21 protein-coding genes are annotated in these 21,760 nt (G+C 38.3%); 10 read left to right on the plus strand and 11 right to left on the minus strand.

Annotated elements, in window-relative coordinates; all coding sequences use genetic code 11:
* Window positions 1-3 precede the first annotated feature (3 nt).
* Complete coding sequence (locus FBD94_RS00365) at window positions 4-1,335, plus strand: DUF4302 domain-containing protein (RefSeq protein ID WP_136878693.1); 1,332 nt, start codon at window positions 4-6, stop codon at window positions 1,333-1,335.
* Window positions 1,336-1,534: 199 nt separating this feature from the next.
* On the opposite strand, the gene FBD94_RS00370 is transcribed toward FBD94_RS00365, so the two are convergent.
* A complete protein-coding gene (locus tag FBD94_RS00370) occupies window positions 1,535-3,157 on the minus strand; it encodes an ABC transporter substrate-binding protein (RefSeq protein WP_317131559.1) in 1,623 nt (540 codons plus the stop codon).
* A gap of 54 nt (window positions 3,158-3,211) precedes the next feature.
* Here FBD94_RS00370 and FBD94_RS00375 point away from each other — a divergent pair, with 54 nt between their 5' ends.
* On the plus strand, window positions 3,212-3,670 hold the full coding sequence (locus tag FBD94_RS00375) for a hypothetical protein (RefSeq protein ID WP_131607281.1): 459 nt from the start codon (window positions 3,212-3,214) through the stop codon (window positions 3,668-3,670).
* Here FBD94_RS00375 and FBD94_RS00380 read toward each other — a convergent pair.
* Window positions 3,657-4,178, minus strand: a complete 522-nt coding sequence (locus tag FBD94_RS00380; protein ID WP_136878695.1) for an NADPH-dependent FMN reductase — start codon at window positions 4,176-4,178, stop codon at window positions 3,657-3,659. The genes FBD94_RS00375 and FBD94_RS00380 overlap by 14 nt on opposite strands.
* Window positions 4,179-4,360: 182 nt before the next feature.
* On the opposite strand from FBD94_RS00380, the gene FBD94_RS00385 reads away from it, so the two are divergent.
* Genes FBD94_RS00385 through lepB form a run of 5 tightly spaced genes read left to right on the plus strand, consistent with a single transcriptional unit; the run spans window position 4,361 to window position 8,692 of the window.
* Window positions 4,361-5,164: a ParA family protein gene (locus FBD94_RS00385; RefSeq protein WP_131607285.1), complete on the plus strand. Its 804-nt coding sequence runs from the start codon at window positions 4,361-4,363 to the stop codon at window positions 5,162-5,164.
* 10 nt (window positions 5,165-5,174) lie between these two features.
* Window positions 5,175-6,098: a ParB/RepB/Spo0J family partition protein gene (locus FBD94_RS00390; RefSeq protein ID WP_131607287.1), complete on the plus strand. Its 924-nt coding sequence runs from the start codon at window positions 5,175-5,177 to the stop codon at window positions 6,096-6,098.
* A complete protein-coding gene (locus tag FBD94_RS00395) occupies window positions 6,098-6,718 on the plus strand; it encodes a DUF5683 domain-containing protein (protein ID WP_136878696.1) in 621 nt (206 codons plus the stop codon). The genes FBD94_RS00390 and FBD94_RS00395 overlap by 1 nt, the downstream gene beginning before the upstream one ends.
* Before the next feature lie 27 nt (window positions 6,719-6,745).
* Window positions 6,746-7,486 carry a 4-hydroxy-tetrahydrodipicolinate reductase gene (gene dapB, locus FBD94_RS00400; RefSeq protein WP_131607291.1) on the plus strand — a complete coding sequence of 247 codons (741 nt, stop codon included), beginning with the start codon at window positions 6,746-6,748 and terminating at the stop codon, window positions 7,484-7,486.
* Window positions 7,487-7,492: 6 nt separating this feature from the next.
* Window positions 7,493-8,692, plus strand: a complete 1,200-nt coding sequence (gene lepB, locus FBD94_RS00405) for a signal peptidase I (RefSeq protein ID WP_136878697.1) — start codon at window positions 7,493-7,495, stop codon at window positions 8,690-8,692.
* Here the strand turns inward: lepB and FBD94_RS00410 are convergent.
* From FBD94_RS00410 to rpmB, 7 genes are all read right to left on the minus strand, one after another.
* A complete protein-coding gene (locus FBD94_RS00410) occupies window positions 8,689-9,774 on the minus strand; it encodes an Ldh family oxidoreductase (RefSeq protein ID WP_136878698.1) in 1,086 nt (361 codons plus the stop codon). The genes lepB and FBD94_RS00410 overlap by 4 nt on opposite strands.
* 5 nt (window positions 9,775-9,779) lie before the next feature.
* The gene (gene bshC / locus FBD94_RS00415; protein WP_136878699.1) at window positions 9,780-11,366 is read right to left on the minus strand and encodes a bacillithiol biosynthesis cysteine-adding enzyme BshC; all 1,587 of its coding nucleotides are present in this window, start codon (window positions 11,364-11,366) and stop codon (window positions 9,780-9,782) included.
* A gap of 46 nt (window positions 11,367-11,412) precedes the next feature.
* On the minus strand, window positions 11,413-12,747 hold the full coding sequence (gene rimO / locus FBD94_RS00420; protein ID WP_136878700.1) for a 30S ribosomal protein S12 methylthiotransferase RimO: 1,335 nt from the start codon (window positions 12,745-12,747) through the stop codon (window positions 11,413-11,415).
* Window positions 12,748-12,790: 43 nt separating this feature from the next.
* Window positions 12,791-13,753, minus strand: a complete 963-nt coding sequence (gene ftsY / locus FBD94_RS00425) for a signal recognition particle-docking protein FtsY (protein ID WP_136878701.1) — start codon at window positions 13,751-13,753, stop codon at window positions 12,791-12,793.
* A 72-nt stretch (window positions 13,754-13,825) separates the two neighbouring features.
* Window positions 13,826-13,981, minus strand: coding sequence for a DUF4295 domain-containing protein (locus FBD94_RS00430; protein WP_131607304.1), 156 nt, complete (start codon window positions 13,979-13,981; stop codon window positions 13,826-13,828).
* 40 nt (window positions 13,982-14,021) lie between these two features.
* Complete coding sequence (gene rpmG, locus FBD94_RS00435) at window positions 14,022-14,204, minus strand: 50S ribosomal protein L33 (RefSeq protein ID WP_015809322.1); 183 nt, start codon at window positions 14,202-14,204, stop codon at window positions 14,022-14,024.
* Between the two features lie 41 nt (window positions 14,205-14,245).
* A complete protein-coding gene (rpmB, locus tag FBD94_RS00440; RefSeq protein WP_084289430.1) occupies window positions 14,246-14,479 on the minus strand; it encodes a 50S ribosomal protein L28 in 234 nt (77 codons plus the stop codon).
* Window positions 14,480-14,896: 417 nt separating this feature from the next.
* On the opposite strand from rpmB, the gene FBD94_RS00445 reads away from it, so the two are divergent.
* The 3 genes from FBD94_RS00445 to FBD94_RS00455 are packed head-to-tail and all read left to right on the plus strand — an operon-like array spanning window position 14,897 to window position 20,856.
* Window positions 14,897-16,183 (plus strand): FecR domain-containing protein, encoded by a 1,287-nt coding sequence (locus tag FBD94_RS00445; RefSeq protein ID WP_136878702.1) that lies wholly within the window; start codon window positions 14,897-14,899, stop codon window positions 16,181-16,183.
* On the plus strand, window positions 16,183-19,473 hold the full coding sequence (locus FBD94_RS00450; protein WP_136878703.1) for a SusC/RagA family TonB-linked outer membrane protein: 3,291 nt from the start codon (window positions 16,183-16,185) through the stop codon (window positions 19,471-19,473). The genes FBD94_RS00445 and FBD94_RS00450 overlap by 1 nt, the downstream gene beginning before the upstream one ends.
* Before the next feature lie 9 nt (window positions 19,474-19,482).
* Window positions 19,483-20,856 (plus strand): RagB/SusD family nutrient uptake outer membrane protein, encoded by a 1,374-nt coding sequence (locus FBD94_RS00455; protein WP_136878704.1) that lies wholly within the window; start codon window positions 19,483-19,485, stop codon window positions 20,854-20,856.
* A gap of 43 nt (window positions 20,857-20,899) precedes the next feature.
* Here FBD94_RS00455 and FBD94_RS00460 read toward each other — a convergent pair whose 3' ends face one another.
* The gene (locus FBD94_RS00460; RefSeq protein ID WP_136878705.1) at window positions 20,900-21,208 is read right to left on the minus strand and encodes a hypothetical protein; all 309 of its coding nucleotides are present in this window, start codon (window positions 21,206-21,208) and stop codon (window positions 20,900-20,902) included.
* A gap of 80 nt (window positions 21,209-21,288) precedes the next feature.
* Window positions 21,289-21,744 (minus strand): MauE/DoxX family redox-associated membrane protein, encoded by a 456-nt coding sequence (locus FBD94_RS00465; protein WP_136878706.1) that lies wholly within the window; start codon window positions 21,742-21,744, stop codon window positions 21,289-21,291.
* Window positions 21,745-21,760 lie beyond the last annotated feature (16 nt).

A 21,760-nucleotide genomic window follows, 5' to 3' on the forward strand; every position in this document is an offset into this window, starting at 1 on the left:
AAAATGAAGAAATTTATATATATAGCATTGGTTATAACTGGGGTTATTGCCGGGTGTAAAAAAGATAGTGATCCTATTCTCGAAGATCCAGATGTGCGTTTGTCTGCAGCGTTAGCCGAAGATCAGGCTAGACTTCTGTCTGCTGCAGATGGCTGGAAAGCTACGATTTATCCTTTGGGAGGTAAGGGTTTTACTTATTATTTTAAGTTTACTGCTAATGGTAAAGTAAGTATGTTGTCTGATTTTAACCTTACCTCTGCTGGAACACTAGCCGAAAGTACCTATAGGCTGAAGGCTTTACAGCGACCTACTTTGATTTTTGACACATACAACTACATCCACCTGGCATCAGATCCTGATGCTGCAATCAGTGGCGGTGGAGCCAGTACTGCCACAGGTCTTAAATCTGATTTTGAGTTTGCCTTTACTGAAGCTGTTGGTGATACCGTTAAGTTCGATGGTATTTTCAACAAGAATGCCATGAGTATGGTTAAATTATCAGCTACAGAGGCACAAGCTATTTTGGCTGGGGGGTTAAAAACCATGATGGAGGCCAATACACTTTATTTAATTGCAAATAGGTATCCTTATATTCAATTTGCTGATGGTACAAAGGGCGCTGTTGATCTCAATCCTGTAGCGAAATCATTTAAGTTCACTTATGTCGATGCTCAAAATACGATCGTAACACAATCGGCGGTTTTTAATTTTGGAATCAATAAAGTTGTACTTAGTAATCCAATAAAGTATGGCAATGTTACTTTTAATGAGCTGTTGTGGGATGCAGCAAACAAAGCTTATTATATTATGGCTGGCACAACGAGAATTACGTTGCAAAATGCTACAGCGCCATTAGTTCCGCTATCATTAATGTTTGGTTATGCAAATACCTTTGCTTATCGTAAAATTACCATCCCTGCAACAGGATTGCCTGTAGGGGTTAATTCTGCCTTCACAGCTGTTTATAATTCTACCGTTGGTTTATTCGCTAATAGTACCCCAGTTCCAGGAAGAACGATTACGCTGATGACTTTAACATTGACGAGCAACAATACATTGAATGTGGATGTAAATTATAGGAATCCCACAACTTCATTTGTGGCGAGTGCATCTTTTACTTATACAAGGGTAGGCGATGTCTTTACTTTAAGTGCTCCGGTATATAGTTCAAACTGGACGGCAAGAACCGTAGAGATTTTACCATTAACTAATTATTTGCTTTCAGGGCCATTTAAAGTTGCCTGGGTAACATCATCTAATCCAACAAACACAAGTACAATGGGTGGATTCTACAGGACCGCAGATTTAAGTTCTTTCTTCTATGGTACTTTATAAGCAATACTGAATCTAGTGTCTTCAAGAGGTTGTATCATTAATCCGATCGTCATCCTGAATTTATTTCAGGATCTCGAACTATACTATTCAAAACATGCTTAAACGAGATCCTGAAATAAATTCAGGATGACGAAATGCATAAAAAATAGCATAATACAGATTAATGATACAATCTCTTTTTGTCTGCTTATCATAAGCATTAATCTTTTTTTACTGTTTTTAATATCATCAGGTTTATTGCATTAAGCGAATATCCGCTGATGTTATTCTGTGTCATGACTAATGACTGATCATAAAGAATAGGGACTATGTTTGCATATTCGACAATCATCCTATCCATTTTCTGGTATAACAAGTATCGCTTTTCGTTATTACTTTCATAATAGCTTTCTTCAAACAGTCGGTCAAAATCATCGTTAAAATACCCCGTGTAGTTGGGGCCATTGGGTACTTTGTTTTTGGAATAAAACATAGCCAGATAATTCTCTCCGTCCGGGTAATCGGCTATCCATGATCCTCTGAAAAAGTTGACTTCATTTTTAGAGATGAGATCTCTTAAGCTGGCGCTAGGACTCACGTCTACTTTTACACGAATGCCAATGGCGCCCAATTCGCCTTGAATAAACTCAATTAGGTCTTTGTAAGTTGTAGAAGTGCTTAAGGTAATTTGGGGCATACCTTTTCCATCAGGGAAGCCTGCTTCTACAAGTAATTCTGCTGCTCGCTGCGGATTATAATGATAGCCTTTAACGGCTGTGCTGTCGAAACCGGGCATTCCATGTGGGATAAAACCAGATGTAGCGGGCATACCAATGCTATTTCTTAAATATTTAATCAGCTTAGGTTTGTCAATTGCATAATTGATCGCCTGCCTTACTTTTTTAAATTTTAGAGGGGAGTTTTTTGCAATTGCTTTTGAGGTATCTACCAAAATACCTACATATTCTGTACATAAGTAAGGTCCTTTTCTTAATTGAAATTTGCCTTTATATTTGCTCGTCATTTTGCCGCTTTTAGTCAGGATATCATCGCGGTAGCTGCCATCTACCTTGTCAAAAAAATCGAGGTCTTTTTTTATGAAATTCATGAAAGCACTTTGCTTATCGCTAATAAAGGTGACTTTTACAGCATCGAGATAGGGAAGTTGTTGGTTGCCTTCTTTTTCCCAATAGCGTTCATTTTTTAACATGACTAGTATTTCGTCTTCTTTCCAGTATTTAAATTTAAAAGGACCTGTGCCTATTGGGTGGCTTCTGAAATCTTTGCCGTAATGTTCTACAATTTCCCAGGGTACCACAGCGCAATACTGTGTGGTTAACAGATTGATGAAAGCAGGAAAGGGCTTGACGAGCTTTACCTGAAAAGTGCTGTCATTTAGTGCGATGAAGCTATTTTGGTCTTTTACTTTATCGCTAAAAATCCATCCTCCAGATGAGGCTACCTTCGGATCTATAAGTCGGTAAAAACTGTATATAAAATCTGTGGCTATTACCTTCCGGCCTTTTCCATTAAGGAAAATAGGGTCGTCGTGGAAGTAAACATCATTGCGTAGGTTGAAGGTGTAGGTTAAGTGATCTTCGGAAATTTTCCAGGTTTTTGCAATGCAAGGTAGTGGAGTTAATGTGCTGTCTACCTGTACCAATCCATTAAAGATTTGATTGATCATCCAGGTGGCGTTTTGATTGCGGGCAAACGCGGGGTCGAGCGACGTGACATTTTGGTCAAGGTTCATATTAAACACCTTTTTATCCGTATCGGCTGATTTTTGCTTACAGGACAGCAGTGTTAAAATCAGCAAGGCATAAAAAATATTGTTTATCATACGGCACATCGGTTCAGGAATAGTAATTTTGCACAAAGTAATAAATATATCGATATGTCTTTTTTAAATGCGGTTATAAATAAGGTTAAAGATGAAGCCTTGCGCGAGCAGCTTCAGGAACGCGTAGATTTAATCCAGCATAAAATAAAGTTTATGGATAAGGTTCCGGTTGCTTGTCTGGATACAAATAACCAGTTAAATTATGGTTTAGAGGAAGTGATTTTAGCTGCGGGTGGTATGTATCAGGATTTCATCAACACAGCTAAAGTGGTTATTTATATGGAAAAAGGGACCACTATGCTGGAGCTGATGGGCCTTGTTCCGCCATTATTGGATAATAGCTGGCCTGCTGTTGAATACAATCGAGTCTATTTAATGAATGGACAGGATTTAGAGATGGATGATGCTGAAGATCTGGTTACTGCTCTTGAGGATATCGCCGAAATGCTTTATCCTGGATTCTTTGTTTTTGGAAATGAAGGGATTGATTGGTTGAGCTTTAAAACGCAATAAATTTATCCATTTGCTGACCTGTAAATTTTAAGGTATCTTCTTTAAACAGATCGCCATTTTCGTCTAGTTCGATCTTAATCGCAGAAATGTGGATCCTTAATGGGAGCACATGAAGGTGTAGGTAGCTACAAACTCCTCCAAAGTGATCTATTCCTCTAATGTTTCCGTATTTTCCTGAAGATACGCCTACCAGAGCGGCTTTTTTATCGTAAAAGCTTTCAGGGAAATTGCAGGCATCAATAAATGTTTTTAGTACACCAGGGAAGCTGCCATTGTATTCGGGGATGATAAAAAGAAACTTACTGGTTGCAGCAATCATTTGTTGAATGGGCTCAAATTCTGGACTCCTTTTTCCGTAAAGGTCAGAGGCTATGAGTGTTTCGGGAAGATCCTCCAGGTTAAACAGGTTAGTTTGTAATCCTTTTTCTGCTAATGTTTTCTGGTAATATTTTGCGATTTTTAGTGTATTACTTGCAGGTCTGTTTGTTCCTGATATGATGGTTATCATGCGAAAATTGTTAATAAGATGTGTAAAACACTTGCTGCATTAATGCTAGTTTTGCCATTTAGTTTGTATCTTAGCTAATCGTTAAAATATGCCTAAAACAATACAAAAATAGCATTTTTTATAGATTTACTTCAATGTAAATTAAGCCTTAAGTAAATAATTGGTAATTATTAAAAAGATAAATGAGTAAAATTATTGCATTGGCAAATCAAAAAGGTGGTGTAGGTAAAACGACTTCATCTATAAACTTAGCAGCAAGTTTAGCCGTACTGGAATACAGGACTTTATTGGTCGACGCAGACCCTCAGGCCAACTCTACCTCCGGTATTGGTTTTGATCCAAGAAATATCAAAAATAGCATCTACGAATGTATCATCAATGATATAGAACCGATGGATGCGATACAGAAAACAGAAACACCAAATTTGGATCTGTTGCCAGCGCATATCGACCTGGTTGGTGCCGAGATCGAGATGATCAACCTCAATAACAGGGAGTATAAAATGAAAGCTGTTATGGAGAAGATCAGAGATCAGTACGATTTTATTATCGTTGATTGTTCTCCCTCGCTAGGTTTAATTACCATCAATGCACTTACAGCAGCGGATTCTGTAATTATCCCTGTTCAATGTGAATATTTTGCATTGGAAGGTTTAGGTAAATTGCTAAACACAATTAAAATTGTACAAAATCGTTTAAATCCTGAATTGGAAATTGAAGGTATTTTGTTGACAATGTATGATGTGCGTTTGCGTTTATCGAACCAGGTGGTTGAAGAAGTAAAAACGCACTTTCAAGAGCTTGTTTTTGAAACGATCATTCAAAGAAATACCCGCTTAAGTGAGGCCCCAAGTTATGGTGTATCTGTAATTATGCACGATGCAAACTGTAAAGGAGCTATCAATTATCTGAACCTGGCACGTGAGATCGTCCGTAAAAACGGATTGGTTAAGGAAGTGCAGGATGTAAATACGGCAACTATATAATTATTTTTTAATGACATCTTTTCAGCGAAAAACAGGTTTAGGCAGAGGATTAAGTGCGCTTTTGGATGATAGCGATTCCGTTAATCCGCCTAAAAGCGAGGTTAACCCGGTTAGTGAAACCAGGCAGGAAAGCCACCAAAACAACAATAGTATCGGACTGATCAATATCAGTGCTATAGAGACCAATCCGTACCAGCCGCGTACCGAATTTGATCAGGTGGCTTTAAACGAGTTGGCCGAATCTATTCGGGTGCAGGGGCTTATTCAGCCGATTACGGTTAGAAAACAAGGCGAAAATCAATATCAACTTATATCTGGAGAACGTAGGTTAAGAGCTTGTAAGCTTGCTGGACTTACCCAGATTCCTGCTTACGTGCGTAGTGCCAATGATCAGCAGATGCTGGAAATGGCGCTTATTGAAAACATACAACGTGAAAACCTGAATGCTATTGAGGTAGCACTTAGTTTTCAGCGTATGCTGGATGAATGTAACTTAAAACAGGAGCAGCTTGGTGAGCGTGTAGGTAAAAACCGGACTACGGTAACCAATTATCTGCGTTTGCTGAAATTACCTCCGGTTATTCAGATTTCTATTCGTGATCAGAAAATATCTATGGGTCATGCGCGTGCGCTGATCAATGTAGATTCTGAAGAAAAACAACTTTTTATCCATCAGGAAATTATTGATAAAGGCCTTTCTGTTAGGAAAGTGGAAGAATTGGTTAGAAGCATCAACAGTGTTGAGGTGAAACCTAAGTTTCAGCTGAAATCCAAAGCAGTGCCTTTTGAATATCAAAAATTACAGAAAGACCTGGCCTCTAAATTCGCAACCAAAGTGAAGCTTAAAGTAGGGGATAATGGTAAAGGAGCTATTGAGATTCCATTCATGTCTGATGACGATTTAAACAGGATCCTAGAGTTATTAGATTGGTAATGCACAAAATTTTGCTGTTATCGGTCTTCTTGTTTTTTGCTGCTTTTGCTGCAAGAGCCCAACAAAAACTGACCAGTAAGAAGGATAGCGCCACGTTGGAAGCTACAACAACTGATACCGTAAAACCTTATGTAAATGTGGGTAAAATTGCCGGACGAAGAGCCGCTATCCGATCGGCTATGTTGCCAGGTTTGGGGCAAATCCGAAACGGACTTAACATTTACAGAGGTCTAAAAGTTGCAGGTATTTATACCGGTGCAACTTTGCTTACGATTTCCTATATGGATAATACTAAGCAATACAACATATTTGCTGATGAATTGGAGTATCGGGCTACACATGGAGATAAATCTCCAGAAGGAAGTCCTTATGCAAATTCTCCAACCGATCGCTTAATTTTAGCAAAGGACACTTATCGAAGAAACAAGCAAGTGATCATTTTCTCTTATGTAGGCTTATACTTATTGAATATTGTAGAAGCTTACATTGATGCACGTTTGGCTAATTTTGACGTAGGCGATGTAGCGCGTATAAAAATTAGGCCCGATTTGATGAACTCAAATCAGATGTATGGCTTCAATAGCTTTGCGCCGGGAATGAAAATCGCAATTACCTTTTAAGTAGAATAAAAAAGAAATATAAACTAAATGAAAATAGCTTTACTTGGTTACGGAAAAATGGGGCAAATCATTGAAAGGTTTGCTTTAGAAAGAGGCCATGAGATTGTCCTGAAGATCAGTATTGACAACACGGAAGATTTAACTACTGCTAACTTGTCAAAGGCTGATGTAGCTATAGACTTTAGTGCTCCTGCTGCTGCGCTCAGCAACATTCATGCTTGTTTTGATGCCAATTTACCAGTAGTGGTTGGTACTACAGGATGGTATGGTGAATTACAGGAAGTGAAAAATGAATGTTTGAGTCGTAACAATACCTTACTTTACGGGTCAAACTTTAGTATAGGGGTGAATTTGTTTTTCCATATCAGTAAAGTGATGGCAAAGCTGATGAATGATTATCCTGCTTACGAAGTTCAGGTAGAGGAAATTCATCATACACAGAAATTAGATTCTCCAAGTGGTACAGCAATGACACTTGCTGAAGATATCATTGAGCAGATGGACCGGAAATCTGAATGGGTAAATGAAGAGGTAGGTACTCCATTTGATGATGTGGTTAAGAAAAATCAGCTGTTGATTGAATCCCACAGAATTGAAAATGTGCCGGGTACCCATACTGTGCTGTACAGCTCGGAAGTAGATGAAATTGAATTAAAACATACTGCTCATAACCGTTCCGGCTTTGCGCTTGGAGCAGTAGTGGCGGCAGAGTGGTTACAAAATAAACAGGGCTTTTATAATATAGCCGATATATTTAATTTTAAATAACAATATATGAGTTGGAAATTCTGGCAAAAAAGTAAAGACGATAAGCCAAAGAAGAAAAAAACAAAAACCCGTGAATGGGTAGATGCTATCGTTTTTGCGGTGGTTGCTGCGACTATCATCAGGGTGTTCTTTATCGAGGCTTATACGATACCGACTGCCTCTATGGAAAGGTCTTTGCTGGTTGGCGACTTTTTATTTGTTAGTAAAGTTAATTATGGAGCAAGGGTACCTATGACTCCAATTGCATTCCCTTTTGCCCACCATACAATGCCAATAACTGGTACTAAAGCTTATTGGGATGGTGTACAATGGAAGTTTCACAGATTACCAGGTTTATCAGATATTAAAAGAAATGATGTTGTGGTTTTTAACTATCCACAAGGTGATACTGTAGCGCTGGAGCAGCAGGATGTTGATTATTACCAGATGGTAAGATCTGAAGGATGGGCAGCAATTAATAGTCGCTATACCATTGTAAGCAGACCTGTTGATAAAAGAGAAAATTATATCAAACGTTGTATTGCTATAGCAGGTGATACCATAAGCATGGCCAATGGGTTGGTAAGTGTTAATGGAAAAGCTGAACCGTTAAAAAATACTGGTGAGATTAGCTATGAGGTGGTATTTAAAACTCCAGATGTGAATCCTTCAGTTTTTGAAGATTTAGGATTTAACATTTCGGATGATATCAGAAGCACCATGACGCCTAATGTATATACATTTAATGGAACTGCGGAGATGATGGCCGATGTGAAAAAATTGGACTTCGTGCAATCTGTAAAAGTATTTACTGCCCCTCCTCATGAGCGTGAAGGTGATATTTTCCCGTTTGACCGTAATAGAGATTGGAATGTAGATAACTTTGGGCCTATCATTATTCCTAAAAAAGGATGGACGGTTAAATTAGACAGTGTTACTATGCCACTTTATGAAAGAAGCATTCGTATTTATGAAGGCAATAAGTTGGAAAAATCAGGGACTGGTTGGCTGATAAATGGTAAAGCTGCAGATAGCTATACCTTTAAAATGAATTACTACTGGATGATGGGTGATAACAGACACAGATCTGCAGATTCTCGTTATTGGGGCTTTGTTCCTGAGGATCATATCGTAGGAAAAGCATTGTTTATATGGATGAGTTACGATACCAATGGTTCGTTCTTCAGCAAAATCAGATGGAGTAGATTGTTAAGAGGCATTCATTAAGATAAACCAGCTATTCCTAATTTAAGGGCTAGCTCATTCAAATCATTCACAACGGCATCTATTAAAGGGATGCCGTTTTTTTTGCGCTCATTTTCAAAGGCATACTCGGGTTCTCCGGGAATGATTACTTTCTTTTCAGGATCGATGGTTTTAGCACTTTTAAAACGTGTGATCCAGTTGTCAAGATGGTCTTTAAAGTCTTGTGCCGGACGGAAACCGTCAACGCGCATTGCACCAAAGAAGTGACCGATACCTTCGCCTACCGGATCTGTTGGCGGCTCCAGGAAAGCAACAAAAGGAGGGACCCATGGTCCGTAATTAGCACCAGAGAGCACTGCCGATAGAATATCAACTGTAGCACCTAATCCATAACCTTTGTGGCTTCCGTGGTCTTTATCGCTTCCCAAAGGCAATAATGAACCGCCTTCTTTTAGCTGATGTGGGTTTATAGATGTTTGTCCTTCCTTATCTTGTACCCATCCTTCGGGGATAGGCTGATTGGCTCTTTGTGCAATTTCCAACTTACCGTTTGCTGCGGCAGCGGTTGCCATATCTACCACTACCGGTGGATATTTGCCAGCAGGGAAAGCATAACACATCGGATTGGTGCCTAATAACCTTTCATTGGCATATGTAGGTGCTACCAATGGACTTGCATTGGTCATGCTGATTCCTATCATATCTTGCTCAACGGCCATTAGTGCATGGTAACCTGCTATTCCGAAATGATTGGAGTTTTTTACTGCAACCCAGCCACTACCAAAGGTTTTTGCCTTCTCTATGGCGATTTTCATGGCAAAAGGAGCGACCACTAAACCTAGTCCTCCGTCACCGTCTACAGTAGCTGTCGTCGCGGTTTCGTGGACTACCTTTACCAGAGGAGTAGCATTGATTCGTTTCTTCTCCCAGAGTCTCACATAGCCGCTTAAACGAGCTACTCCATGAGAGTCAATACCTCTTAAATCTGAGCGTAATAGAACATCTGCGGCAAGCTTTGCATCTACTTCCGGACATCCCATAGTTAAAAAGACATTTTCGGTAAAACGACGCAGGTTATTTTCGGTAAAAGTGTAAAATTTCATGGTAATCAGGCAAATAATACGGTAAACTGGTGGTCTAACGGTTTAAAATAGGCAACTAAAGAATCAATAAACTCGTCGCCATATATTACATACATTGGTGCAATATTTAACACCCTTTCTTGTAGTACTCCTGTTGGGAAAAGTTTGTCTTTTAAGCTCTCGATTTGAGCAAGGGAGGTTTTATGCTTACGCTTTTCAGCTCTTAGCATTTTTTTCTCTAAACTTGAAATGAGTTTAAGTGCTCTTGTTTTGGCTGCATCAGCCGATTGAGAAAGCGTTTTGTCAATCTTATAAGCATTTAGCTTAATCTGATCAAAAACAGCGCTGATTGCACGTTCTTCATCATTTAAAGAGAGCTGCAGGTTGACATGCGAGCGTACCCATTCATTTTTTATGGTTTCAGTTTTGGCAAACAGGTTTTTATAACTGATGCCAAGGATCTGCATTCTTTCTTCGCTTCTACTATCAATTACCATTGCAGAGTTACGTAATAACACGACCGGGAAGTCAACTTTATAATGGTCAAAGTTCGACTTTAATTGTAGCCAGTAAGTTAGCTCAGCACCTCCGCCTATATAAGCTAGATTGGGTAAAATTACTTCCTGGTATACGGGACGCATAACCACATTCGGACTAAATCTTTCAGGAAAATTACTGATTTCAGTTTCAAGCTCTTCTTTATTAAAGCTGATGTCAGTATGCATTACATTGTAGCGGCCATCTTCTTCCACAATACGTTCCCGTAATTGATCTGTCATGTAGAAGAAGTTGATCTCTCTGGGGTTTACCTGTGGTTTATGACCAAGTTCTTCCAGTTTTGAATTGCTGTCGGAAATAAACTTGAAGCTATTTTGTTCAGTAATGTCCTGGTATATAATTTCGTCGAATTGTTTTTTTAGTTGAGGATCATCTGCATCTACGCAAACCAATCCATACTCACCAAATAGGGCATCTACCAATTCGCGCGTGGCATCACTTAGTTTGGTATTATTGGTGTAAGCAGCTTCGACCAATCGGGATAACATGAGTCCTTTTGTACCGATGCCTAAATAACCTTTATAGGCAGTAAGGGTTTCAATAATATCTTTAGTATTCAACCTACCTGTTGCTCCGGCAGCCTGCTTATTCCAGGTCAACATTTTGTCCTCAATTTTCACATGATTGATTTCCTCAAAATCATGATCTTCTGTAGCCATCCAATAGACAGGGACAAAATTATAGTCTGGGAATTCTTGCTTTAATTCTCTGGCGAGATTTATCGCGGTCACTATTTTATAAATAAAATAAAGTGGACCGGTAAAAATATTCAGCTGATGGCCAGTAGTGATGGTAAAGGTGCGGCTATCTCCCAATCGTTTGATATGCTCAGTGACCATTGGCGTTGTTTTAACAGCCGCATATTGCTTTTTCAGCGTATCCACCAATATGGTTCTATCCGCATTATAATTACGATTTTTAATGGCTTCAGCGAAGCCATTAAAATCCGGAGTATATTTATAGAAAGACTTTAATTGATCTTTTCCGCTGATGTAATCCAGTACAATTGCAGAGAAAGCATTCGTTTCCTGGTATGGTATGTATTTAGCCTGCATTGCTACGAATTTAAGTTAATAAACCATAATTCTTAATTTGCGGCTTTTATTTTACAATCTGTCCATATAGATCAAAGTCTTCAGCGCGGTCTATTTTTACCTGTACAAAGCTGCCATTTGCGGCATAACCTGTATTAGCATCAATTAGGACCTCATTGTCAACTTCTGGTGAGTCAAATTCGGTACGACCGATGAAGAAGTCTCCTTCTTTTCTGTCTACCAAAACTTTATAGGTTTTGCCAATTTTCTCTTGGTTAATGTCAAAAGATATTCCCTGTTGCAACTCCATAATAGCATCTACACGTTCTTGTTTTACTTCAGCAGGTACATTATCTACAAGATCGTGTGCATGTGTTTTCTCTTCGTGCGAGTAAGTAAAGCAGCCTAGTCTGTCGAAACGCGTTTCTTCAACCCAGTTCATCATCTCTTCGAAATCTTGTTCTGTTTCACCTGGATAACCACAGATTAAAGTATTACGCATAGCGATACCCGGTACTTTATCTCTGATCTGGTTTACAATATCAATGGTTTTTTGTTTGGTGATACCACGACGCATTGATTTTAGCATATTGTCTGTGATGTGCTGTAAAGGCATATCCAGGTATTTGCAAATGTTCTCGCGTTCGTTCATGGCATCTAAAATTTCCATTGGGAAACCAGAAGGGTAGGCGTATTGAAGTCTGATCCATTCAATACCGTTTACATCTGATAGTCTACGCAGTAATTCATCTAGATTACGTTTGCCATAAATATCTAAACCATAATAGGTCAGATCCTGTGCAATCAGTATTAATTCTTTAGTTCCGCCTGCTGCTAATATTTTAGCCTCATTTACCAGTTCCTGCATATCGCGGGAAACATGTTTTCCGCGCATTAATGGAATGGCACAAAAAGAGCAGGGACGGTTACAGCCTTCTGCGATTTTAAAGTAGGCGAAATGAGAAGGGGTAGTCAATAAACGCTCTCCAATCAGTTCGTGTTTATAGTTTGCCCCTAGAGAGTGCAATAAATTATTTAGATCATTGGTTCCAAAGAAGGCGTCTACATTGGTAATCTCGGATTCTAATTCTGGTTTGTAACGTTCCGACAAGCATCCAGTTACAAAGACCTTTCCTACTTTACCTTCCTCTTTTAGCTGACTGTATTGCAAGATGGTATCGATGGATTCTTGTTTTGCATTGTCGATAAAGCCACAAGTATTGATGACAACAATATCGTCTTTACCCATTTTATTAGCTTCATGAACCACATCCATGCTATTGCCGCGCAGTTGTCCCATTAAAACTTCAGAGTCGTAGGTGTTTTTAGAACAGCCTAAAGTGATGACATTGATTTTTGGTTTTTTAACGGGGATTATTTTGGAAGTGTTTTTTGTATTCATGTTGTAATATTGGGTATTCTTGTAATTTTAATGTTGTCGCTTTTTATTTAAATAAGCTGTCAACAAATGCTTTTTTATCAAATAATTGAAGGTCGTTCATGCTTTCGCCTACGCCTATATATTTTACGGGGATTTTAAACTGGTCTGAAATGCCAATTACTACACCGCCTTTTGCCGTACCATCAAGTTTAGTGATGGCCAATGCATTTACGTCTGTAGCTTCAGTAAACTGTTTGCATTGCTCAAAGGCATTTTGCCCTGTAGAGCCGTCTAGTACCAGCAATATTTCGTGTGGGGCAGAAGGAATTACTTTTTCCATCACATTTTTGATTTTGCCCAACTCGTTCATCAATCCGATTTTGTTGTGTAGTCGGCCGGCAGTATCAATAATAACCACATCTTCTCCGTTAGCTACGGCTGATTGTAGTGTATCATAAGCAACAGACGCAGGATCTGAACCCATTGCCTGTGCAACTACGCGTACACCAACACGCTCACCCCAAAGTTTAATTTGCTCCACAGCAGCTGCTCTAAAAGTATCTGCCGCACCTAAAACAACCTTAAGGTTTTCGGCCTTTAATTTATGTGCCAGTTTTCCAATAGTAGTAGTTTTTCCTACACCATTTACGCCTACAACCATAATTACGTAAGGCTTGTGCTGGCCATATTCAAACTGTCTAAAGTCGTTGCTGTTGTTTTCTGCCAATAGTAACTGAATCTCGTCACGCAATAGGTGATTCAGTTCAGTAGTAGATAAGTATTTGTCTTTAGTTACACGTTGCTGTATACGGTCGATGATTTTTAATGTTGTATTTACCCCAACATCAGAAGTAACCAATACTTCCTCCAGGTTGTCGAGCACATCATCATCTATGGTAGATTTACCAGCAACAGCTTTAGTGATTTTACTAAAAAAGCCTTCTTTAGTTTTTTCTAATCCCTTATCCAGAGCCACTTGGGCTTCAGGTTCAGTTTCCTTTTTCTTGAAAAAATCAAATAACCCCATACGAATGTATAATAAAACAAAAAAAGCCCTCCCGGTAAAAAGGGACGGCTCTAATATTATAAAATATTAAAATTATTTTTTAGATGCAATAGCATCTTGAACGTGATCGTTGTGAACAATAACTTCTTTGAAAGAATAAGATCCTTTGTCAGATTTAGTCATTGTAATAACTTTCGAATATTCTTTTCCTTTACCCGTTTTAAGGGTAGCAACTACCTTTTTTGCCATGATTTAATGGATTGTATCTAGTTAATAAACTAAATTGATATTACTTAATTTCTTTGTGAACCGTTACTTTTCTCAATACCGGGTTGAATTTTTTCAATTCTAAACGCTCAGTAGTGTTTTTACGGTTTTTAGTAGAGATATATCTAGACATACCAGGCATGCCGCTAGTCTTATGCTCTGTACACTCTAGAATAACTTGTACTCTGTTACCTTTTTTTGCCATTTTATATACTATTAAGGTTGATTCACATCAACCAATGTTATTTACAAATACCCTTTTTTCACGAAACGACTGATCGCTTCAGTAATACCAATTTTGTTGATGGTTTTGATTGCTGAAGTAGATACTTTCAGTGTTATCCAACGATCTTCTTCAGGAATATAAAATTTCTGAAGTTGTAAGTTGGGATAAAACTTACGCTTAGTTTTAACGTTTGAGTGAGAAACATTAAAACCTGTCATTGCCATTTTTCCGGTTAAATCACAAACTCTAGACATGCCTTTATTTATAGTGTTAAATATATTTTCTTAATTTTTTTAAGAGTGTGCAAATATCAATAAAATATTTGTATTCGTCAAGAGGAGTCCGAAATATTTTTAATTTATTTCCAAGGGGTTGGGAGATAAAATCATCATTTTCTTCTAAAGCAGCATTCTTTTAGCTTCTAAGATGGTTGAAAGGGGGGGCTGGTTTTTCATAGTGCCAAATTTATCTTAGAGGGAGCCCTGAAATGGCTCTATTTTTTTATTTATTTTTCTTCCTTTTTATGGTCTTCTTGAAGTTGTTCTTTTAAAACCTTGATAATCAAATTGAATTGTAATAATATTATAGCTAGTAATTTATGATTAAATCGTAAAATTCGGTACTTTTGGAGTTAGGTGGGAGGAAGGATTTTAATTTAACGTATTCTAAACTTGGATCAGATCAAATTATATACCAGGCAATTGGTTGCCGAAGCATTATCCATCATGCAAAATGGGAAGGTTGATAACCTTCCAGTGTATGATAATGGCAATTTTATAGGGAGGATTACATACAAGGAACTACGCGCTTTTTTAAGGTATAACGGGAAAATGGGGAATATTGATGCCCATAAGATGAGTTTTGAGCTTGGGACTGCGCTGGTTACCATAAAGAGATTACGTAGTGAAAATGAGCAAAGACCCCTACGCAGTACAGGAATTAAACAATTTATGATAGGATTGAGTTCGGTAGCTGCGGTTGTATTCGTTTTACTAGGCCTAAACAGATTGTTTTTTACACCGGTTAATTCGATTCCTCCTGTTGAAAATAATGCGGCAATCCCTGGTACAAAAAAAATACTGTTGACTTTGTTAAATGGGGATAACATTACCTTAAATGACACTGAAACTGGAGTTGCTGTAATAGGTAATGAGTTACAGTATATTGATGGAGGTAAAGTTGCCGGATCAGCAGGTTTGGTTAGTAAAAGCCAACAGATGATACTGAATATCCCACGGGGTGGTAATTATCAGATGATATTGCCTGATGGGAGTAAAGTATGGCTTAATGCCGCCAGTAGTTTAAAGTTTCCTTCAACTTTTGCAGGCGCGACTCAGCGCAAAGTGGAGTTAAATGGAGAGGCTTATTTTGAAATTTCTAAGGTTACACGTCCATCGGGTAATAAGCAATCCGCTATCCGGATCCCATTTATAGTGGTAAGCAATGGTCAGGAAATAGAAGTTTTGGGAACGCACTTTAATGTAAATGCTTATAGTAACGAAAAAACTGTGCAGACCACTTTACTTGAAGGAAGTGTACGCATTAGGAAATCATCGACAGATAATATGTTGGCAACAAGTTTGGATCCTTCAACACTCGACTTTATGGGTGGTGTAAAAGGTGAATTAGATTTGGGAGAATCTGTGTTACTTAGACCTAATGAGCAGGCAACTTTGACAAACGATAAAATAAGTGTTAGACAGGTAGATGCTGAAGAGGCGATCGCATGGAAAAATGGAGAATTTATATTTAGGAATACATCGCTGGAAAGTATTATGCGAATGGTTACCCGTTGGTACGATGTAGAAGTCGTTTTCCAGAACAAAGAGGTCGGTGCAGAACTTATTGGGGGTACCATAGTAAGGTCTTATAAAATACCTCAGGTATTACAAATGCTTGAAATGACCGGAAATGTGAAATTTAAATTAGAAGGTCGAAGAGTTACTGTATTAAAATAATGCTTTTAAAAAAGTGGGCGGTTGTTTTCATATTGATGCTGCTAGGGATAGCTGTACGTGCGCAAAAGTTAAATTATGTGCAGAAAAACGTATCCCTATCGCGTTTTTTTAAAGAAATAAGAAAACAAACGGGGGCGAGTGTAGTCTGGAATGAAAAAGGGTTCAATGTAAATCAACAGATAGATGCTGATTTTAGGAATGTGGAGCTTAAAACGGCAATGGATCAGGTCGCTGCCAAGTTGCATTTTACCTATTCCATGGTTGATAAAATGATTGTCGTAAAAGATCAATTGGTTGTTGCCAGCTCCATTGAAACGGTAAAACCGAAGGTAGACGATAAACCAATAGTTCCTGAGGAGAAAAAGGAGTTTAACCTTCCTGGGGTTGAGATTGTAAGCACCGGTTATCAGCGGATACCGAAAGAACGTGTTACCGGGAGTTTTGCAATGGTAGATAGCGCCCAGCTAAACCGCAGAGTGAGTCCCGATATTTTTAGCAGGTTGGAAGGGATTACCAGTGGACTGTTGTTCAATAAAAATACTTTAAATAGTACTTCTGGGAATTTGGACATCTCGATTCGGGGCAGAAGTACAATTTATGCGAATGATCAACCATTAATTATTTTAGATAACTTCCCTTTTAACGGCGATTTTAATTCCATAAATCCAAATGATGTAGCTAACATTACTGTATTAAAAGATGCCGCGTCGGCTTCGATATGGGGAGTGCGGGCTGGTAATGGAGTGATTGTGATTACCACAAAAAGCGGAAAGTACAAAGAATCCTTGAAACTCTCTTTTAATTCTAATTTGACGGTTTCTGGTAAGCCTGATATTTTGTACAATCCAAATTATTTGTCTTCTAAAGATTTTATTGATGTAGAAACCTTCTTGTTTAATAATGGGAAATATGATGCCGCATTGCTAGATCAGGTTAACTTTCCAGTTGTTTCTCCTGTTGTGAAGATTTTAGATAGACAAAAGAAAGGTCAATCTGCAACGGTAACGGAGCAACAGCTTAATGCCTTGCGAGGAAATGACATCCGAAATGAGGAGCTTAAATATTTCTACCGAAACCCTGTTTCACAGCAATATTATCTGAATATGAGTAAAGGCACGGACCGATCTAGTCATTATCTTTCTGCGGGTTACGATAGGTCACTTGCTAGTCTTGTGAATAATGAAAACAATAGGGTTACAGTAAATACCCAACATTCTGTAAAGTTGTTGAAAAACTTGGAGTTAACGGCAGGATTATACTATATAAGAACTATTGGTAAAATGGATAGTACAATTCTTACTACTTCAGGTCCAAACTTGACACCTTATTATCAATTCAAGGACGCCAATGGTAAAGCTACAGTATTCGAAAGTTCATATAGTACGGGTTTCAATGAACAATCTATGGCTAAAGGTTTTATGGATTGGTCCTATGTTCCTCTGGATGAACTAGAGTTGCCTCCAACGACCGTGTTAGGTAATGATTTACGCTTAAATGGAGGATTGAAGTATACAGTTTTTTCTGGGTTAACAGCAGAGGTCAAGTATCTATATCAGCACATTAAAAATAGTTCAGACCTTATAAAAGGAGTAGAAAGCAATTTGACAAGAAACTCAATCAATCGATATTCCGTTTTGCAAGCCGGGCAGGTTAGTGGCTATAACATTCCTCTGGGGGCAATTCAGTATCAAACAATGCGCAAAGCTGTGTCGAAAAATTTCAGAGCTCAATTAAATTATGAAAAAGATTGGCAAAAACATGCCGTTTATGCAATTGCTGGGTATGAACTTTCTGAATTTGATACACAAGCAAACTCATCTATAAACTATGGTTATGATAAGCGCACTGGTAGTTCTGTTCCAATTGATGCAATGACTGTTTTTACTCTAAACCCTTCAGGAACTGGTAAAATAAATACTGGTGGTGATCTTTTCGGGAGATTGGATCGAATTCGATCGTTATTTGCGAATGCCGTCTATACTTATGACCAAAAGTATGTGGTATCAGCGAGTATGAGAATGGACGGGTCAAATTATTTTGGAGTCAAAACCAATCAGAAGAACGTACCATTGTGGTCTGCAGGTGCTTTATGGCATTTGGATAGGGAAGCTTTTTATAAGGTGAATTGGTTACCGGTATTAAAATTAAGGGCCTCTTATGGTATTAACGGGAATCTGGATAGGAGTAATACGGGGATAACTACTGTTAGAAATAGTATTGAAAATGCAGTATATACGAATTTGCCATTTTCGACCATATTATCCATAGGCAACCCTGAGCTTCGTTGGGAAAAAATAGGTATTGCCAATATTGGACTTGATTTCGGGTTTAAGGATAATGTTGTTTCAGGTAAGGTAGATTATTTTTTTAAGAGGGGGACCGATATGCTTGGTGATAAGGCTTTTTCCGCTAGTTCAGGGATAAAGGTATTACGTGGGAATTATTCTGAAATGAAGGCTAGAGGTATAGATATTTCATTGACTTCTCAGAATCTAAATGGGATTGTTAAATGGCAAACGAATGTGTTGTTTTCGACAGTGCATGATTGGGTAACTTTGTACGATGTGATTAAAACAAATGGCGCTTCTTATTTTGATAATTACGTAGCAAAACCATTACTTGGGAAACCTGTTTATGGTATTTACAGTTACAGATCTGCCGGATTGGACCCTTTGAATGGTGATCCTCGAGGTTATTTAGAAGGCCAGGTCAGTAAAGATTATAATAGGATAGTAGCTGAAACATCCGTGGATGAGCTTGAATATAATGGGGCTGCACGCCCGACTGTATTTGGAGGATTGAGTAATACAATCTCCTTTCGTAAATTTACGTTTGCTTTTAGTATCAGTTATAAGTTAGGTTATTATTTCAGAAAGCCCTCTGTAAATTATTACAGTATATATCATTTAGGATTAGACAGGGGCTTGAACAAGGATTTTGAAAGGCGCTGGCAAAAGTCAGGTGATGAACTGTTTACGAATGTACCATCCCAAGCGAATTACACGGAAGGCAGCTTTAGGGACATATTTTATCTGAATTCTTCTTCAACTATTGCTAGGGGTGACCATGTCCGTTTGCAAGATATCAGCCTAAGTTTTGATCTGGATGACTCTAATTGGAAAAGTATTCCGGTAAAACAAATGCAACTTTATTTGTATGCCAATAATATGGGGGTCATTTGGAAGGCAAATGATTTTGGCTTGGATCCAGATCTTGTTCCGAGGACAAATGACCGTTTAGCGCATCCTGTGCCTATGAGTTTTTCACTAGGGATTAAAGTCAGTTTTTAAAGGGAGATTATGATGAGAAAAGAGAATTTGAATTATATATTTTCAATACTGTTGGTATTGCTCTTTCAATCCTGTGGTAAGACCTGGCTAGAGGCCAAACCAGACAAATCATTAGTTGTTCCAAAGAGCATAAAGGATTTTCAGGCTTTGCTGGATAATACGAGTCAAGTTTTCAATATCAACCAAGCGAGTGGTTTGGGCGAAATAGGAGCGGGTGATTTTTACATTACTTTTTCTGGATGGCAGCTTCTTTTTAATGTGCAGGAAAAATCAGCTTATATCTGGGCTCCAACAGCAGGATTTTATAATGGAGAACAAAGCTTAGACTGGTCATCTGCTTATCAACGGATTTTAAATACGAATGTAATTCTAGAAGGAATTGAAAAAGTAAAGCCAGGAATGACTGAGCAGCAGGATTGGAACAATGTAAAGGGAGGTGCACTGTTTTTTCGTGCTTTTGATTTCTTTAATCTGGCTCAGGAATACTGCGTAGTATATAATTCTAGTACTGCAAATGCGGATCTAGGATTGCCATTAAGGCTAGAGTATGATGTAAATATAAAACTGAAGCGCAGCAATCTTCAGCAAACTTATGATCGGATCATTGCTGATTTAAAAGAAGCGGCTAATCTACTAGGAACTAAGTCTCAGTACAAAACTCGCCCCTCTAAAGAAGCTGCTTACGCTTTACTGGCAAGAACTTACCTGGTGATGGAAAACTATGAACAAGCTGGAGTATACGCTGATCTGACTTTACAGATTCAGTCTGATTTGATGGATTACACAAAATTGAATAGTGCTGTGCCATTTCCAATTGCAAGATTTAACGCCGAAGTGATTTTTCATAGCACATTCACATATGGAATATTTAAAGCTTCACTACTAACTGTAGTGCCAGAATTATACAATGACTATGCTATTGGAGATTGTCGTAGGTCTGTCTTTTTCACTACGAATGCGAATGGGATGACTTTTAAAGGAAGTTATAATGGGGATAAAACGCTTTTCGGAGGTTTGGCTACTGATGAAATGTATCTCATCCGTTCGGAGTGTAATGCAAGAAATGGAAAACCCGGATTAGCATTAGAGGACCTGAATCATTTACGGAGAAGCAGATGGAATGGTATTTATCTGGATTTGATCAGTACAAACCCTAATACAGTATTAGATTATATCCTAAAAGAACGTAGAAAAGAGCTGGTGTTCCGAGGAATTCGTTGGTCCGATTTACGAAGGCTAAACCGAGATTCCAGATTTGCGGTTACTTTAACCAGAGTCCTGAATGGGATTTCTTATAGTTTACTGCCAAATGATAAAAAATATGTTTTCCCTATTGATGAAGAAGAGATTAGGTTGAGCGATATACAGCAGAATGAGCGTTAAAAAAATAAAAGGAGATTGATTGTTCAATCTCCTTTTATTTTTTTTACTCAAAATGACCACTGATGACTGAACTACTTTGAAAAGTTACTCCTGAAAGAGGCAGAGGTACCCCATCAGTAGCAGGAGGTGTATTGCTACCGATATCCCATTGTGATGAGCAAACAGTACCTCCTGGCTCACACCTGTCTCCTGAGAAATAAGCATAGCCTACAGGACTGCTAGGTGTTGCGTAAGGATTGTCTACCTGATAGTAATGATAAACGGAACGTTTTTTTATTGTGGTGAATGCGCTGAATCCAAATGCGAGTCCAGCTATAAGAACACCAAATGCTGCTTTTTTAATCTTGTTCATCTTTTTTTTGTTTTAATAAGTCCCCAAAGTATTTATTTTAACAGGCTACCTTATTTACCTGAATCACGCGCGTAAATTCTTTATTTCTTTTTTCTGCTTATGGTTAAACCAATAATTGCCAGTGCAACAAACCCTAGATTGAACCAAATATGTTGCTGCCAGGTCATGGTGCTGATTACTCCTCCGCAATGACAAGGCAATTTGCTCCCTGACAAAACCATATAAGCCAGGTAAGCTGTAAATGCCGTCATCAATAAAAGGGAAGCATATAATCCTACTTTTCTTACCAAGGGAAAGATCAGGACGACGCTGATGATAATTTCTATGATCGGAACCGCATAGGCTACAATCATATTATAGCTACCAATTAAAGGTGATTTTGCCAGTGTTGAAGCAAAGGCTTTTACCGTTAGTATTTTACTTGCTGCGGTATACATGAAAAGTATAATGAACAAATAAACCGTAATGTCTACGATGATTTCTCTGGTTTTAGCAGATATGTGCAAGCCAGGTTGTTTGTTTAATGTAATTTGCATATCGATTATTGTTATT

It is taken from the genome of Pedobacter hiemivivus (assembly GCF_005144565.1).
Lineage (GTDB): Bacteria > Bacteroidota > Bacteroidia > Sphingobacteriales > Sphingobacteriaceae > Pedobacter > Pedobacter hiemivivus.